Annotated in this window: 13 protein-coding genes; 11 read left to right on the top strand and 2 right to left on the bottom strand. The window is 41.4% G+C overall.

Annotation, left to right across the window (positions count from 1 at the left end; translation table 11 throughout):
* The first annotated feature begins 555 nt into the window (after positions 1-555).
* From IE163_RS16825 to IE163_RS16875, 11 genes are all read left to right on the top strand, one after another.
* On the top strand, positions 556-972 hold the full coding sequence (locus IE163_RS16825) for a type IV toxin-antitoxin system AbiEi family antitoxin domain-containing protein (RefSeq protein ID WP_189434162.1): 417 nt from the start codon (positions 556-558) through the stop codon (positions 970-972).
* Complete coding sequence (locus IE163_RS16830; protein WP_189434163.1) at positions 969-1,904, top strand: nucleotidyl transferase AbiEii/AbiGii toxin family protein; 936 nt, start codon at positions 969-971, stop codon at positions 1,902-1,904. The genes IE163_RS16825 and IE163_RS16830 overlap by 4 nt, the downstream gene beginning before the upstream one ends.
* A 41-nt stretch (positions 1,905-1,945) precedes the next feature.
* Positions 1,946-4,312, top strand: a complete 2,367-nt coding sequence (locus IE163_RS16835) for a TOTE conflict system archaeo-eukaryotic primase domain-containing protein (RefSeq protein ID WP_189434164.1) — start codon at positions 1,946-1,948, stop codon at positions 4,310-4,312.
* Between the two features lie 1,009 nt (positions 4,313-5,321).
* On the top strand, positions 5,322-5,750 hold the full coding sequence (locus tag IE163_RS16840; protein ID WP_189434165.1) for a hypothetical protein: 429 nt from the start codon (positions 5,322-5,324) through the stop codon (positions 5,748-5,750).
* A 519-nt stretch (positions 5,751-6,269) separates the two neighbouring features.
* Positions 6,270-11,471, top strand: coding sequence for a site-specific integrase (locus IE163_RS16845; protein WP_189434166.1), 5,202 nt, complete (start codon positions 6,270-6,272; stop codon positions 11,469-11,471).
* A gap of 127 nt (positions 11,472-11,598) precedes the next feature.
* Positions 11,599-12,321: a hypothetical protein gene (locus IE163_RS16850; RefSeq protein ID WP_189434167.1), complete on the top strand. Its 723-nt coding sequence runs from the start codon at positions 11,599-11,601 to the stop codon at positions 12,319-12,321.
* Positions 12,322-12,715: 394 nt separating this feature from the next.
* On the top strand, positions 12,716-12,892 hold the full coding sequence (locus IE163_RS16855) for a hypothetical protein (RefSeq protein WP_189434168.1): 177 nt from the start codon (positions 12,716-12,718) through the stop codon (positions 12,890-12,892).
* A gap of 249 nt (positions 12,893-13,141) precedes the next feature.
* Entirely contained in the window at positions 13,142-13,351 is a 210-nt protein-coding gene (locus tag IE163_RS16860) for a DUF4113 domain-containing protein (protein WP_308430904.1), read from the top strand.
* A gap of 22 nt (positions 13,352-13,373) precedes the next feature.
* Positions 13,374-13,595 (top strand): hypothetical protein, encoded by a 222-nt coding sequence (locus tag IE163_RS16865; RefSeq protein ID WP_189434169.1) that lies wholly within the window; start codon positions 13,374-13,376, stop codon positions 13,593-13,595.
* 589 nt (positions 13,596-14,184) lie between these two features.
* Positions 14,185-14,757 carry a hypothetical protein gene (locus IE163_RS16870; RefSeq protein WP_189434170.1) on the top strand — a complete coding sequence of 191 codons (573 nt, stop codon included), beginning with the start codon at positions 14,185-14,187 and terminating at the stop codon, positions 14,755-14,757.
* A gap of 139 nt (positions 14,758-14,896) precedes the next feature.
* Complete coding sequence (locus IE163_RS16875; protein ID WP_189434171.1) at positions 14,897-15,061, top strand: hypothetical protein; 165 nt, start codon at positions 14,897-14,899, stop codon at positions 15,059-15,061.
* A gap of 384 nt (positions 15,062-15,445) precedes the next feature.
* Here IE163_RS16875 and IE163_RS16880 read toward each other — a convergent pair whose 3' ends face one another.
* Positions 15,446-15,841 (bottom strand): HNH endonuclease signature motif containing protein, encoded by a 396-nt coding sequence (locus tag IE163_RS16880; protein WP_189434172.1) that lies wholly within the window; start codon positions 15,839-15,841, stop codon positions 15,446-15,448.
* A gap of 232 nt (positions 15,842-16,073) precedes the next feature.
* Entirely contained in the window at positions 16,074-16,883 is an 810-nt protein-coding gene (locus IE163_RS16885) for an EVE domain-containing protein (protein ID WP_189434173.1), read from the bottom strand.
* Between the last annotated feature and the right edge of the window lie 414 nt (positions 16,884-17,297).

Raw genomic sequence — 17,297 nt, forward strand, 5'->3', positions numbered from 1 at the left:
GAATTATCCCCGAGCAGTAGAGATAATCTGTTTATTTGCAATGCGTTGTGTAGATTTGGTTGCGGGAGCCGGATCTTCGGGTTATGAGAATAAAAATTACAGTTAATTGCCAGTGTTGTTGATTGACATTTTTGAAGTTATTTTAACAAAGCATATAGTAATCAATATTTTAAATTATGTAAAAAGTGACTTTGTCTTTCTGAGTTGTTCTGATTTGGCTGTTTTTGTTGTCACTTTTATTTTTATTTTGTCACGGCATTTGTCACAACCGATTTGGTGAGTTTTTGTAAATTTGACCTTTAGTCCTGATGCTAACATGCAAAGACGTTACTTAAAGCAAAGTCTATGTACCAAATTGGCTCTGTTTTATTTCCTGCTGTATGCCACAAGAGAAATGTTCTTTGGCCGGTTAGCAGTCTGATTTTTATCCTATAAATTGCGTAGTCTACCGTTAAAAAGCATCGTTAACGAAGTGCTGATTAAGGTGTCGTATTTTTGCTTGGGTGTTTGTCGTATTTTTGCTAAGCTGAAGCAACGAAATGCCGGAGGTGTCTTGTGCCAAAGTTAAGTTTAAAGCAGCTGGTTGAGCAGCAAATTAGTCGCAATAAGCAGGATGTTTTTCTGCGCGCTGATTTTGAGCAATTGGCTGGCTATGATCAGGTAGGGCGGGCACTTCGAGAGTTAGTAGCAGAGGGTAAGCTGCTGAAAATTGGTTATGGCTTATATGCTAAAGCCCGGATCAGTAGCATCACCGGTAAGCCTATGCTCGCATCTAATGGTGGTTTTAAGGCGGTATCTGAACAAGCACTTGAGCGGTTAGGTGTTGCCTGGCAGCCATCAGATGAACTGGTACGCTATAACAAAGGTGAAACCACTCAGGTTCCTGTGAATGCCACAGTTATTGTAAAAAAACGTTTTAACCGAAAAATTTCGCTACGTAATATGCAGCTTCAGGTCGAGCAGCGTTCATGATGCTGCCTGCTCCTGAACTTTTTGCTGAAGTCGCAGATTTTCTCAATATCACAAACCCCGCGATTGTCGAAAAAGATTACTTCCTGATTCAACTGCTACGCCAGCTCAGTTCCACCAACACAGAAGGGTATCAGCTAGTTTTCGCTGGTGGTACCTGTTTGGCTAAGGTGTATAAACATACACACCGGATGTCTGAAGATATCGATTTAAAATTGGTACCTGACGCCGCGACAAAGCTATTAAGTAATTCTGCGCAACGAACACTGAGAAAACGCATCCACCTAAATATCACGAATCAAATACTTGATAGCGGGCTTTTTACTCAGAGCCAGGATCCAGTTGTTCGAAATGAACGTCGGTTTTTACAATTACTGCTAAATTATCCTAATGCTTTCCCTTCCAGTGACGCACTACGGACGCATATTCAATTAGAACTGACCGAGTCTGAGCTATTACAGCCTGTTACTTACCATCCGGTGAGTTCGTTGTATGCAGATGTCACCAAGAAAGTACCAGAGGTTGAGCAGTTTGCCTGTGTTTCTCTTGTCTCCACCGCTGCTGAGAAACTGGTTTCGCTTCTACGCCGAACGGCTGTTGCGACCCGTTATTTAGAGCGGCAGGATGACGATCAGTTAATTCGCCATGCTTACGATCTTTATCTGATTAAAACAGAGTTAGCGAATAAGGCAGAATTTAAGCAATTAATCGATGCAGTGATCGAGACTGACGTGGCTCAATTTGGTGAACAACACCCGGAGTTCAAGGCCGATCCCTGCAAAGAGTTGCTATTTGGTCTAGCCCAGTTAGAGGAATCTAAATATGCTGAACGTTATAAACGATTTATCGGGCCTTTGGTTTATCACCCTCAGCCTGTAGCCTGGCCTGATGCCCTCAAAATGGTTCAATTGCTAACACAGCAGCATATCAGCTGATATTGCGTGCTCGTGCCTGAGTATTGAAGGAGCTGGCTGCAATGTCTACAAATCAAGCTGAGCCTAAACACTTCGAAAGTGTTGCGACTATTGATGCCAGATTGGCTGAAATTGAGCATGAAAAACGTGCTTTATTGAGTCGTAAGGAAGCTTTACTCAGGTTAACGCCAACCGACGATAGTGGCTCAAATTTAACCCCAACGCAGAAGATTGCTATTTTTCGTAATCTATTCCGTGGGCGGCAGGATATTTTCGCCAATCGTTGGCAAAACCAACAAGGGCGGGCAGGGTACTCAGTTGCCTGTAACAACGAATGGGTACAGGGAATTTGTAATAAGCCGCGTATAAAGTGCATGGATTGCCAGCATCGGCAATTCAGTGAGTTAAACGATCAGGTTATTTACCGCCATCTGACAGGTCAACACGTGGTTGGTTTGTATCCGTTACTTCAAGACAACACCTGCTATTTGTTGGCTGTTGATTTCGACAAAGGCCATTGGCAAAACGAAGTTAAGGCGATCGCAAAAGTCTGCTTGGAATTAGCTATCCCCCATGTAATTGAAATATCCCGCTCCGGACAGGGTGCACACCTTTGGATCTTTTTTGAAGATAGCGTACCAGCAAGTGAGGCTCGATTACTTGGGTTTGCACTGCTCGATAAAGCTATGGAAAGCTATCCTAACCTGTCGTTTGACTCCTACGACAGATTATTCCCGAATCAAGATGTGTTACCAGAGGGTGGTTTTGGCAATTTAATTGCGTTACCACTGCAGCGTGAAGCTAGACAAGCAGGTAACAGCTCATTTGTTGATATAGAGCTGAAATTGATAGCTGATCAGTGGCAGCACCTGGCGCAAATTAGACGGCTTAAACAACAAGAGCTAACCCAGCTACTCAGCCAGCTATCCTCAAATACGTTGCTGCAAAAAGAGCAGCAAGTGCCTGATAGTCGTCCGCCCTGGGAAACCAGCGCAAAACTTGGTCCATTACTGTTAGCCAATCCGCCAACGCAATTGTCGGTGACGCTGGCTGACAAAGTGTATTTTGATCTGAGTACGCTACCTAATTTATTGGCAGCACGACTTAAACGCTTTGCCAGTTTTTCTAACCCCGTCTTCTTTAAAGCTCAGGCACTGCGTTTTTCAACTAATGGTATCCCAAGATTTATTTCGTGTGCACGCATGGAGCAGGGCTATCTAACGCTGCCTAGAGGTTGCCTGGATGAGGCGATTGCTTTGCTTACTGAGAGCAAAATTGCCGTGCTTATTGATGACAAGCGTATGACAGGTAAAAAGCTGGTTGGCCTAAAACCCTTGATGACACTCAGGCCAAATCAGAAAGTTGCAGTGAAGGAGATGACCAAGCACGATACCGGTACTTTGAATGCTCCCACAGCATTTGGGAAAACGGTGACGGCGATTGGTATTATCGTGAAGCGTAAGGTCAATACGTTAATTCTGGTGCACAGCCGTCAGTTACTTGAGCAGTGGCGGGAGCGTTTAAGCTCATTTTTACCTGAAGTTGAGATTGGTATTATCTCTGGTGGTAAAAGAAAACCCACTGGTGTTATTGATATTGCAACCTATCAAAGCCTAATTAATCTTAAAGACAACACCGTTCTGCCGCTGGTACAAGATTATGGCCACGTTATCGTAGATGAATGTCATCATGTTTCAGCCCCGCGCTTTGAAATGGTGTTAAATGAGGTGCGAGCGAAATATGTGCTGGGGCTCACGACAACGCCAGACAGACAAGATGGTCATCAGAAAATCATTTTCATGGCGGCAGGGCCTATCAGGCACAAAGTGAAATCACAAACGGATGAGCAATTTGAGCAGCAAGTAAAGGTGCATCAGCTGCAAGCTACTGAAGAGCAGCACGCGTTACTGACCGAGGATCGACCAAAAGTAACCGACGTGTACCGGTTGATTATGGAAAATGAAGCGCGCACCAATCGTATTGTGGAAGATGTGCTGCAAAGCGTTAATGAAAGTCGGCATCCACTGGTGTTAACTGAGCGACGCGAACATGCGCAACAGATTAATAGGCTGCTGCAAGGGCAAGGGATTGATTCAGTGATCCTAACAGGCGCGATGAAAGCCGCTGAGCGCAAGAGTGCCAATGAACGCTTGGCTACGGCGAAAGTGGTGGTGGCGACAGGAAAATATGTTGGCGAAGGCTTTGACTTACCAAGGCTAGATACCTTGTTTCTTGCCATGCCAATCGCCTGGAAGGGAGCTCTGGCGCAGTACGCAGGTAGGATCCACCGTGAAGTGGATGGTAAAACTCTGGTGACAATTCATGATTACGTTGATAGTGATATCCCAATGCTACAGCGAATGTTTGCTAAGAGGGAGAAAAGTTATAAGGCAATGGGGTACAAATTGGTGGTGGTAGCTGACTCATGATCACAGACAATATTCAAAACGTTTTATTTTATCGATGCTACAGGCAGGTTTTGTTTGTATTTCAGCGTGCCATTCAAGAATCTTCATCAACGATATTCGTTTTCAAGTTGAGACAACTTGTTTTGCCAGGAAGAAAGTAATGGCTGCAATTTCAACTTGCGTATAACCAGTGATCATTTCATTGCCTGATAAGCCCCAAAGCCGTTTTATGGCTGTCTTAAGTTGCACTACTGAAGTATTCGGCAGACATAACAAGTAGTGCGCGATACAGGGAACCTTCAGGTTTATTAACACATAGTAGTTTACTTTCAACTACATGTTTTATGATAACTTGCTGATTCCCCGCCTTGAATTCTCTGGAAGGACCGTAGCTCCAAAACACTGTTTTTACCGGTGCCTGTGCTTGCAAATCTAATCGATAAGCCTCTTCAATACCTTGGCGCACCATGGTGTAGTTGTGCTTTCGAACCCCATGAAAGTGCAATTTCTTCTGTTAGCTGTTGTCTTGATAGCGGGAAAGCTCTGTAGGAGGGAGGCCGTGTATCAATCCCTTTTGCTACTCGAACAACAGAACCCTCTTTGGCCAGCCTGCTAAATGCTTTTTGTACCAACGTGATAGAGTCAGGAGTATAAGAGCTCTCAATGGTGAATGGCATCCCTTTTTGTAAGTAAGATACTCTACTGAGTGACTAAGGCTGACACTGACATTGCAGTGATTCTGACTAGATTAGTTGAACGTGGTTACAGCCAATAACTAACGTGGCATACAAAGATATCTTTGTCAGGAAAAAGTGTTTTTCCTAGCGATGCGGCTATAACTCCCTCTAAAAATCAGAAGGATATGTCACTTTTTATTTGATTTATCTTGTTGATATACTAAGTTTAATTGATATATTATTTTAAGGTTTTAAGGTTTTAAGGTTTTAAGGTTTTAAGGTTTTAAGGTTTTAAGGTTGAGGTAAGGGATGATCGTGATTTGGTTAATAATGGCAATGTACTAAAGGTGACTATGAATAAGTGTTTGGTTGAGAATTTCTATAAACTTGCAACATCTTGGAGCGTTCACTGCGTTAAGTCTGCGAAATCTGATGCTGAGAGAGAAGTTTATAAGCTTTGTGCTAAACAGCTACGCATGCGTGCAGAATGGCTAGAAAAAGATTTGTCAGCTCAAAAAGCTTATGAAATTGCTTCAATTCTCGAATCATTTATGAAAAATGGATGGATTGAAAGGTACACCATTGTTGAAAAAGAAGTGAAGATTTGGCACACAGCATACTCTAATTCAGTGCGAAATTTACTCGAAGCATTACCTCCAAAAAGCTCTAAAGAAAACTGCTCTTCATCAGAAAATTTTATAAGAGTTGTCTGTGAATGGCTTAATCAACCTGGATTATCTTCACCGTCAACCCATTATTTGAATTATGAAAATTTTGATTAGCTGACACTTGGGAGCTCCAGTCGTGAAAGAAAACCCAGTAATCAAGATTTTAATTGAGTATTGTTAAAAAAATGATCTCGATGAAACGCTCTATTTGAATTTTAATCGGCCGTGATTAGGTCAATTTTTTGTTGAAGCACAGGTTGAGAGCTTAAATCTTCCTTAGATGCGCCACCTGTTAAACTGCGCTTATCTGCTGTGGTACGCATTTCCCCAGAATCCAACATTAAGCTGATCCACTCTTGGAGTTCACTTTGGATTGATGGCTATGCAAAATCTACTTGTGCTAATTGTTCTGCAGTGAACCCCGATGCAGGATTGACTTCGCTACTAATCATTGCGGTTAAAGCGCAACCAGTGAATGGCATACATTTTTGTAAGTAGGATACTCTCTGAATAACTGATGCTGAAACTGAAATTGCTGTCGGTTCTGACTCAATAAAATAAAATTGTCACTTTTTATTTGATTTATATTATTGATTTACTATGTTTATTTAGTGAGTTTTCTGGGTGATAGCTATGCACGATAAAGCGGTAATAAAAACAGTGATTGACTACTGTCGAGAGCATAATCTTGACGAAGCGCTCTATTTGAATTTTATTGCTGCCCTGCGCTTACCCCCCAGCTATCTCCACCTGCGTCTTGCAGTTGAAGCTTTGCAAGTTGAATACCAGCGCGCATCATGTTTTATCTGGTTTGCGAATGAACAGTATTTTATTGAAGAAAAACTGATTATTTCAAACCTTGCCACTGCGCTTAAAAGTATAAAGCGACACTCAAATAATGTGAGGGGCTTGTATGATACTTTTCCACTCGCAGTTTTTCTGTTGTTACCCCACCATGAGAGTGTTGGCTTTGTATCTGAAATCTACGCTGTCCTAAAAATTTTTGCACTGAGGTATTCGTTAGAGCAGCTAAGGTCACAAGAGGGGGCTCAATCAACATTAGGTAACTTAGGTAACATGGTTACTGAAATACGCCGACACTTTAAAAACACTAGCTCAAAAAATTACGTTATCAATAAAGAGGTTTATTCAGATCTTGAACGTTTTATCACTCTTTTATCTGATAAGAATGAGCAGATTTGGAGAATTCCGAAGCCATTTATTTATTGGATTTCAACACGCGTCATTGCACCTATTCGCGCTCAGCCAAACAAAAAAGAGCACAATTTAAGTCTCTTAATTGGTGTTACTGGTTCAGCAAAAACAACCGAAAAACAATTTGACGTTGAAAAAATAAATAACATACCTGGTAAATCGACCCGATATTTACGTATCAAGCCTGAGCAGGTTGTTGAAGTAGACGAGTCAATCGATGAATTTTTTGAATTTTCGGCAGATCCTGAACATCCGGTCAGTCTTGAGACGGCTGAACAAAGCTTGCTGTATGGCAATCGACTGCGTACCCAGGAACGACTGCTGCTTTCGCTTCGTACGAACGTTTTAACAGAGAATGAATTAGCGATTTTTATCAGTGGTTGCATCAATTCCTTGCAAGTAGTAAACGAGAAAGAAGCCCTTTGTGCTGCAACGTTACTTCTGATCTTTCTGACTGCACGCAATTTGGATGACATTAATAATTTTACGCTAGGGCACAATTTAGCCCCTGACACTGAAGGCATTGATATTACGCATGGGATCTGGAGACGTAAGAGCATCGTTATGCCAAATGCAGTAAAACCCAGTCACCATCATCCGATTTTATTTGAGCATAGCGATTATGCGGATTTGCCACTACCTAAGGTGTTAGTTACATTCTTACAAAAATCAGTATCGACTATCACTGAATGGAGCCAGCTTCTTCGCGAAGTTGACGTCGAGGAGCAGCAGCTGCTGGCTTACCTCAAAAAAATTATGGCGAGCATTCCGAGGCGAAATACCTTAGCTCAAATCCGCCTCAGTTTGTTTCAAAAGTTGGCACTGAAAACGGACCCGGGATATGCCGCATTAGTTCTGGCTACAACAGAGCCATTAACGCCAACCCCCCTTTATTATAAAAGCGTATCACTTCATCAGTTACAACAGTCTTACTCGGATTGTTTGGAGGAACTTGGTTTATATCCGGCAATGCCTGAGCACCGACCTGATGCTGAACAAATTTACACCGGTAGTTATATTGCAGTAGATGACGCTCAGTTGGCCGATTTTTTTAGACGTTCTTTTAAAAACCTAACTGAGCTTTTTGTTCAACGTAGCCAAACAGAGCAGGGAGTGATTGCGTTTTTAAATGCTCTAACGTGCTATACAACAGTTATTTTGCTGGCGTGTACCGGGCATCGCAACCGCACGGAATATCAATTCGAGCCGGCGTTGTTCAACCTTGAACTCGATATGATGATTTTATCGGATAAAACACAGCACGAGGATGCCGCAATTCGTTTTGTGCCGATTGCCGATATCGGTATAGCGGCTTTGGTTAATTATGCAAAAACCTGTCGGGCGTTAGCTGCGAAATTGGACGACCACCACTTAAAGGTAGCTCTGCTGAAAAAAGGTGTGTGGAAGCAGGATGATATCGACACGCCTTTTCTCAGTATTATTAAAGGCAGAGAGGTCAGAGCCGTTTCAAGTGAGGATATTCGCCTCTATTTTGTAAATGCAGGGCTTAATCTGCCACTGAATTTTTTAAGGCATCGATTATGCTCAAGATTAAGTGAAGTACTGAGCGTCGACGCAGTAAATTGGATCCTGGGGCATGTAGGTGAGGGTGAGCATCCGTATAGTTTAACATCGACACTGACACTGACGGATATCAGTGCGTGCCGACAACATATTAACGATGCAATGTCACCGCTTAATATTCAAATTTGGGAGGCGCCTTCTCAGCGAGGGCTAGCTGCATTACCACCGTTTAATTCTTCATCCGCGTATATCCCCGCGTACTTAAGTGTAAAACGAATGTCTTTTCGTGAGCGCGTAAAATGGGTGAAAGATATTTTTGGCCGGTTTAGTCAGACGCTTGAGCCTGGTGAATCCATATTGGATCATATCGACGAATTCATGGATATCGCTCTAGATAAGGCACTTGGCTTGGGAAATCATGATGACTCGGTTGCATGCGTTAAAATTATCAATAGAAAAATCGAACGTTTAGCCATCAATAATGAAGAGCCTCAGTCGCAACATTGGCGGATGCCGCTTTCTGAATCATTAGTTGCCTTGGATACGCGATTTTTTTACGAGGGTAGGCGAGTCAGAGCGCTACATGAGAGACTCTGCGAGCGGATTATTCATCCTGAATTTGTCTTAGATCCGAAAGAGGCGGTTTATGAAGTTGTTCTGAATTTGTTGGTCCAAAGCGCTATACACTTTCCGACAACGGATTTTATTACTTCGCTACAATCTGAGCGTTTTACCCTGAATGGGTTACATTTTTTTGATTATCGAAAAAATGAAAATATTTTCAGGGTTTACATTGATCCTTTGACACTGGGACTGATAAAACGTCATCCGTATTTTTCTGAACAACCATTTTCAGAGAAACGTTTTCTAAAATTCGCTCAGGCAGTAATACAAAAAGTGGGTTTAGAGTTACCCGTTGAAGTTTTCTCATCATTTTCAGAATTCAGTCGTTATATCGCATTTTACGATAACCAGTCGACCGAGCCAGCGCTGATACGTTCGTTTAGGCTGAACAAAATACAGACAAATCCATTGTCACAGTCTGCATTGGCTCGTCTTCTCACGCCCGGGGTATTACCGGAAAAAAGACAGTTATCTGCACCTAGACAATCTGCAAACTATATTAAACGGCGCTCTGCCCAGTCGGTTGAATTACTCAATGAGCGAAAATTTTTTAATGGCTTCTTAAAGAATGTTCGTTCAAAACGTGCCTCACTAGCAAAGGGGTTGACCATAAAGACGATTGTTCCGCACATCTGGGCGGAATTCGTCAAGAGTAGTAGCATCAAGATTAGTGATTTGCTGACCAAATCAGAGCATTTGTCCGATGCCGCTATCGCTGTGTTGCTGTTCATGGTGGACGTGGGCAATCGCCCAGGTCGGCGTCGTAAAAATATCAGTATGGAAACTATTCAAACATATTTTTCAAAGATTTGCGTGCCACTTCTTGATGTTGCGCAGGAGCAAAAAATTCTCGAATTTGATGAGGATGAATTATCTGATTTTTACATCAGTGTGCTGGATTGTCGCGAACTGGCAACCCGTCCCCGACATGCAGAAATGTTGAGTGATTTGCATCGTTGTGTTGAAAAACATTTCTATCTACCTGAAATTAATTGGTTTGAAATTGAGCCGAACATTCTAAAAAAAGACGAAAAACGTTACGGGAATATTTTGACGACATCGGACTATGAACAGATTTTGGTGTTGTTGCGCAATGATCCCTATTCAGATGAACGGACGCGATTATCACAATCTGTGATTTTTATTCTCGCTTATCGCTGTGGTATGAGGCGCTCAGAAATAAAAAACCGCCAGCATCACGATTTAGAGTCGGGGGATGGTTTGCTATATGTGTTTACAAACAAACACTACCGATTAAAAACTATCAATGCTAACCGGCGAATTCCTGCCAATTTACTATTGAATCAGACTGAACGAGAGATTATTTCTCAGCTGCTGGCGTTTTCAAAACGGCTCGATTCCAGTCCTAAGGCGAGGGTGTTTAATGTCTCAGACAGTGAGTTTGCAGAGTTTTGTGCCCGCGTTACGGAGGCAATTGTTACTGTTATACAAAACGAAAATGCCAGATTACATGATTGTCGGCATTCGTTTGCTACTTATATGTGTTGGGTTGGTAGTATTCCAGAAAAGAGCCTACTGAGTATAGCTGTCAGCAGCTGGTGTCGACAGTCGCCAATTGAGTTCCTAAAATTTTGGTTGTTAGCCACAACGGGTAAATCTTCTGGTCAGGGACATAAATTTCTCGCGACGCTCGCGTTGGCGATGGGCCATGGCTCACCCCTGACCACTCTATGTCATTATGTGCATGAGTTACCGCTTCTAAATTTAGAATATCAGTGCTATTACGCTGAAAATAACCGGTTCGTCACGCACAAAAATTTGGGTGGCTGGTTAGATACCTCCGAACAGAATACCCGCCAAATATCAGCGCGTACAGAGATCTCAACGCCAATTAGTTTAATGCAACGGATAATGCGAACATCCTGGCAGTTACCTCAGATATTACAGGTAAAAGAAAAGTCAGTTGCTGCGCTATCTGAAAAAGATCTGTTCAATAATCAATTAGAACAGTGGTTTAATGGATTGGCACAGCTCAGAGTTTTAGCATTTGCTGAAAAACCTGAGGAACACGAGTCCTCGTTGTTGATGAAACGATTGTTTCAGTTATTTCAACACAGACCTCATGCTGCGCCATTTGATTTGGTCTCAACTTCTGGGGTACTTATAGCAAATCGCCACATGGCGAGTCGGGTCAGAAACACTCTTTCTGAGCCAAAAATTATTGAATTATTGACACATTTAGCTGAAAAAAATTTCTCTTTTGACCAGGGGGAAATGGCTATCGAACTTCTTCTCGATGCTTATGCAGGCAATAACGGATTTTTTATAACAGAAAACAAATTATGTAGGTTAGCCGCTCTCCAACAGGCTGGTTTAGGGTTCGAACTACTGAAAAAGGGTGTCAGAAAAATGGGAAAATCTAGCCAAAATGGCGGATTTTATCGTTGTCAAATAAAATCAGATGATATCTCAGACGAAATGTATGCCGTTTGCGTTACATTAAGTCTTTGAATATTAATAAATAATTTTTATATAACAAACTATTTTCACAGACACGTGAAAATAGGGTGCTCTACCAAAATTGAGTGGTTGATTTGCGTTGTATGCTGGTTTGAGTTTAACCAAAGAGGCAATTACAATGATTTTATTAAACACGTTTCCTATCAAGCAGCACCTTAGTTTTGGACATTTTCAGCCACGTGAAATGATGACTGTTTTAAATTCAATAACTACACACCAAAAGATTTATGCTGACCTGCTAAAAAGCAAAGGTGTGAGTAATGTTGCAATAATTATATTGTTGGATGATCTCCTTAATGTGAATATCTATGCTGATATTTTAGATGAAGGTACATTAAATATTCCGGCTGAGCAGGAGGTTATTGAACAGCTAAAATCAGCTGTGATTGAATTTAACGACGAATATAACAGCATTTTGAATGAGAAAATTTCAGGCGATGACGTTAGTTTTAGCCCTAATTTTAAAAAAATATTTGACTGTTTGCGTAATTTGAATGAAGTTCAAAGTTTGCAAATTGCTGATGAGACCATTGCATTTGAGCAATTGGATGCAACGATTTTTCGAAAAGAACGAGCGCTCTGTGAAGCCCCCCTTCAGGGTTTTGGAACTCTGGAGATTTTTGATTACAATGATCTTTGCATTCTAATCACTCCCGATCCGCACAAGAAACAAAAGTACCAAAAAATTAAAGCTTTTTGCAAATTGGAGCAGAATATTCATATCATGAAAGCGCGCTATTCAGAAAAAATCTTATATGGTGAGTATAGTGTTGAAGAGGTAGACGGTAAATTTTATCTGAAATCATTTAATTTGAAACAAATGAATCTTGGGTTTGATTAGTTTGATGATGGGTGCTTGGGGAAAGTGGCTGCCTTTCGCTTAGCACCAATTTTTCGAATTTGAGGTATGTGCGAGTAATGAACGTATCTAAAGTATCTGTATTTTCTCGCTGTTACTTTCGAGCAGTCGTAATCTAAGAGTAGATAAATCAAGTCAAGCCAACCTTATAAGTACCGTGCAATCAATAGTCGATTTTAAAAAGCGAGCATGACGGATTAAGCTTTCTCTAATTCCAGTTACAAATAAAACACTTGTAATGCAGATGTTGCGGGTTTTAGCGGGTTTATGCCGATCGGCATTTTCTCAATTCTGATTTGTGGCGTGAATGCTAAAGCATGGCAACATGCTTAAAACTCAATTTGTCAGTTCGATTCAAAACACATTTGGAGGCTTTATGAGCATGACAACCGTCTCATTGATTATTGCATTCTTTGCCTTTATGGCAATCGGTATGACGCTACTTGCAGCCTATTTTGCTGCGCTATACAAGGAAGAGCAGCGGAAAAATCGGGCGTTGGAGTTAATACAACGAAAATCCAAGAAGGAAAAGAAAAATGCTAAGCGTTTATGAAATCGCGATGCTGTTAACTATTGCCGCTTCGTTCGTTTATATGATTTGGCGTTTTACCATGCGATTGAGCTGGAAAAGCGGGAGAAGCAACAGGAAAAGATCAAAGATAGTGACAACGATGAATGCTAGGCAATTTCCTAGCATAGACATAGCCCATATCAATTTTTTACCTTCACGTGCAACGCACACTGATGGCACTTCTGCCTATTGGCGAAGTGTGGTGGATTTGCAGTAAACTTTCAGTAATTGATGACCGTGATTGATGCCATCAATGCCAAAACGGGCAGCAAGGTGTGGTTTGCAAGTCAAGGCGCATCTCAGGTATGGAGTATGAAGCGCGCGATGCTTTCGCCCGCAATACACCACAAAATGGTCAGATTTGCCCGCTATCAGCTAGCCACTGTTTACGCTTGGCATTTGTTGCTAGAAACAACATTTGAGCTACGATCAGAATGTTAATGCTGTTACAAAGAGGAATACTATGAGCTACACCGTTAAAATCATCCAGGGTAACTTGCTCCCCCTGCCAGATACACTCTGTGCTGAGTTAGGATTTGCGGTTGGGGATATTTTGGTGTGTGAGCGGGATAAAGACTGCTCAGCAATAAGGATGCAGAAGCATGCCGATCAGACGTTAACGGATGAACAAATCGCATCGGCAGGAAATTTAAGCAGAGTGATAAGCCTTACGCTTGGCGAATAATTGTTAGCCAAATTGGCTTAAAGGTAGTGCGAGAAGAGCGCGTTGCATGGCTATTGTAGGGGCGTGGTGTTACTTAATTTGCTCTTTGACGAAGCGGTAAGCCCGATACCACAAAAAGCCAGCTAACACCAAAATGGCTGTGCCAATACATAATAGAAGTGTCACTAAATCCATCACCGCACCATCGAAATTAATCATATTAAAGGTATTTTAGCTCAGCAATGACGCTATGTGATAGGCGTCATATCACGTTTATAGTCGATAAATCCAACAATCGCCATGTTTCGCACAATGCACTGGAGCAATGACCGAAAGTTCATGGCGATATCCTTCGTGATCTGAGTTGCTCGCCTAATTTCTTATAACACGGAGCACTAAAATATCCACCTACCACCCGAAAGCCTTCACACCTCGCTAACGTGAAATGCTTAGTCAACATGTTCCTTTTATGAAGTATCTGCGTCGTTTCTAACAGTTAATTCCAAGAGGGATGCGGCAATTCATGTCTTTTTAAGTGTTCTACCGTTTTGTGGCGTCAAAATAAAAGTGTGTTTTGCTAGTCAGGTTCATTCAACATGCGGAGGACAACATGAACATTCCAATAATGCAACATGATGACCGAGAGATTTTTGACCTAACCGATTTTTGCCACTTTAATGAAATGAAAAATTTCAGTAATCATTTATACCTAGAGCATAAAGGCGCCAGAACCGGCGTGATTGGTGGTGATGACCCCTGCGAGGAGCCGATAAATGGGATGAGTCCCAAGGTATTTTCGCTGCTGATGATGGCAAACGAGGATTTATATTTCAGCCCTGTTACGCCCCATCCTGATGTTGGCATTATGCTGGAGTTGCCATTACCCTTTGGTCAGTTAACAGCCTACAGCATGACGCCTGGTTGTTGGACATCACCCAGCGGTGAGACACGTTTTATAGGATTTATGATGACCTATACCGAGCATCATAAGGCTTTGGCGCCTTTGATTCAGGACGAATTTAAAAACATGATGGTTATGCCTGAGATAGAGGGAGAGCAATTAGTGCTAGTAAGTTTTCTAGCACTAGATATCGAGTATTATCTCAACGATATATGTCAGATTGTTTGTAATCTATTCAAAACATGTATTGAGGTTGATAGTCGACTCGCAAAGCGTAACTAACGGCTGCGAATTTAACATAGGGTAGGGTATTTGTTAGTCGCAGATACCCTAGATTACATAGTCTCCATGCGGGACAGCGTTAAATGCGTTGTGCAGGCGAGATCCCAAGCAAATTGATTAGTAGAGAAAAATCATCAAGATGATAAGACCACCAATTAAAAACGAGCAGGAATATGCCGCGGCATTAAACGCGATTGAGCAACTTCTTGAAGCTGAACCAGGTACACCAGAAGGTGACGAGTTTGAGGCTTTGGCAAAGTTGATTGAAGAGCATGATGATATTCATCACAAGCTCAACGATTAACGGAGAGATTCGTTGCTGTGCGAATCTTCACAATGTGCCAATAGCAGTCATTTTACTATACAGGCATTAAAGTCTGCTTTTAGGTGCTAGCAGAATGCCCTCTTAAGGGGCAGCCAAAGCGACTGGCATCCATCCGAAAACACTGTAGTCAAACAAACCAACGCATGATAAAAATGCCGCGTGTTGTTTGACTCTCTTGAACCGTTTGTTATGTTCTTTTGAAAACAGTAAGTCTATGATACTCAAGAAACTTATTATGCTCTGGTTTCAACTTAATACACATACCTGAATGTATACCAATGGATTCACAGTCTTTAAATTTTGATGAGATCATAATATTTCCCGCAGAGTCAAAACTAATAAGCCCTGAATCAAATGCTTTATCTAGGTGTGCAACAAGAAGAAAACCGTTGTAAGAGTACAGTTTAATCTATGAGCTTCAGAAACACTCCATGGAATAATATGACTCGCTACAAGTAGTTCTTTAACTTCACAACCTGTAACGGCACATCTACCCCACATATCGAACAGTTTCTGGCGAAATTCCCCCTGACCTAACCTAGATTTTATCAAACTTTCTTTCTCAGTAACTGTGGTATTTGGGTTTGAAATAATTTCATTTATATCAGTCTCTAGAGACGAATTATTTTCAATACTGTTACCGTAAATAAAGTCTATTTGTGCAGCTAGACTTTGAGCATTGGACGATGGAAACTCTTCACTAGTCACATAAACAGCATGACCTTTTTCTATAGCCGTATCAAAATCAAAATATTTCAAAGTTCACCCTTGAACAAAATCCCCTTTCGAGAAGGTGTGCTCGAACTCTTTACCATCAAATATTCTAACAACCCGAACAGCATTAATTAACTCGAAAAAGTGATATAAGGCTCCATTTGACTCATTTTTTCTCTGATATTTATGTGTTCTCATAGAACCTCCGAATATATATAACGTTAGCATTTGCGGTTGGGTAAAAGCGCTGCGTATTCCCAGTACTACAATGCGTTTGTTATAACTTGCCATGAATATTTAAAAGGTCAGACCATGGATCATCAGACTCTATACGATGCACTGCTCGATGACAGTTTGCGCATACAATAGCAAGGTCAGATTCCTTAGTTTTTTCGCCGGCCTTTATTTTGCTCAATGGTTTCTTGTGGTGTGCTTCTGCATAACTAAAACCGTACTTTGGAAGAAAATCATATCCACATACCTCACAAAATAAAGCGCCATGCTCCTTTATAAATCTCTCTTTTGCTTTTTTGACTAGCAGGCTGTCACGCTCTCTTACTTTGTGAGTTCTGAGCCGAGTTTTGCTTTCATCTGTTGCATACTCGTCATCTTCTAAGTCTAATGTTTCTCCGCGCCACAAAGACCATATTTTGGAAAATTCGTTAATTGATAATCTGAAATTTGTACCTTGCCTAGCAGTTAGAAGCTGCATCTTTGATAACTCGTTATCTCTGAGTAACAGACCCGATTCAACTAACCCTTTTTCAATATCAAGTCGAGTCTCCTTGATCTTTATTCCAACTTTGATCTCAGAAACCTCTCTTTTATCCCAGTATTCTTCAAGTAAAAATTCAGGGTGACGGACTTCTCTCTTATTAACAGGTGCCTCAATTATTTCTCCATATGCAACTATCCCATATGGATCTTTTGATTTACCCTTGGAACGCCATATAAAAACTCTGTCACCAACTTGCATTTCAGATTGATGCTTCTGATGCTTAACAGCCCAGTAGATATAGTCGAAGTTTCTAAGGTAGGTATCTATTTCAAAGTCTTCTCTATTTCCTCTAAATATCCAGTCGGCCATTTTAGCTCCATGAAGTTCAATAGTTATGATGTAGACCTCTCAGTAACTATCCGAAAGGTCAAGCACCTTATACCTACGCTTAATAAAAATCAATAACTTGAGAAGCCTGTTAAGGGGCTTACATGACTAGATCATCTTTCCTAAAAAGCATCAGGCAGGTTCAAGAGAAGTTAAGGATTTGCAGACAACCCGAGTTTATATGCATACCATCGGATCAACATTCATCAAGGACAATTATCCCTATAGACCGTTAATATCGTTTTAAAAAACTGGGCTTAATTTCCGGTTTTGCAGTAAAAGCGGGCATTCGTAAGGGAGTATGGTGCGGTGTTGAATTTCTGCTTTTCGCTCAGGCTGTGTGAAAACTGCTGATCACCTTTTGGTCTAAGCACAAGATTTTTATGATCAATCGTT

This window comes from Alishewanella longhuensis, from assembly GCF_014653435.1.
Lineage (GTDB): Bacteria > Pseudomonadota > Gammaproteobacteria > Enterobacterales > Alteromonadaceae > Alishewanella > Alishewanella longhuensis.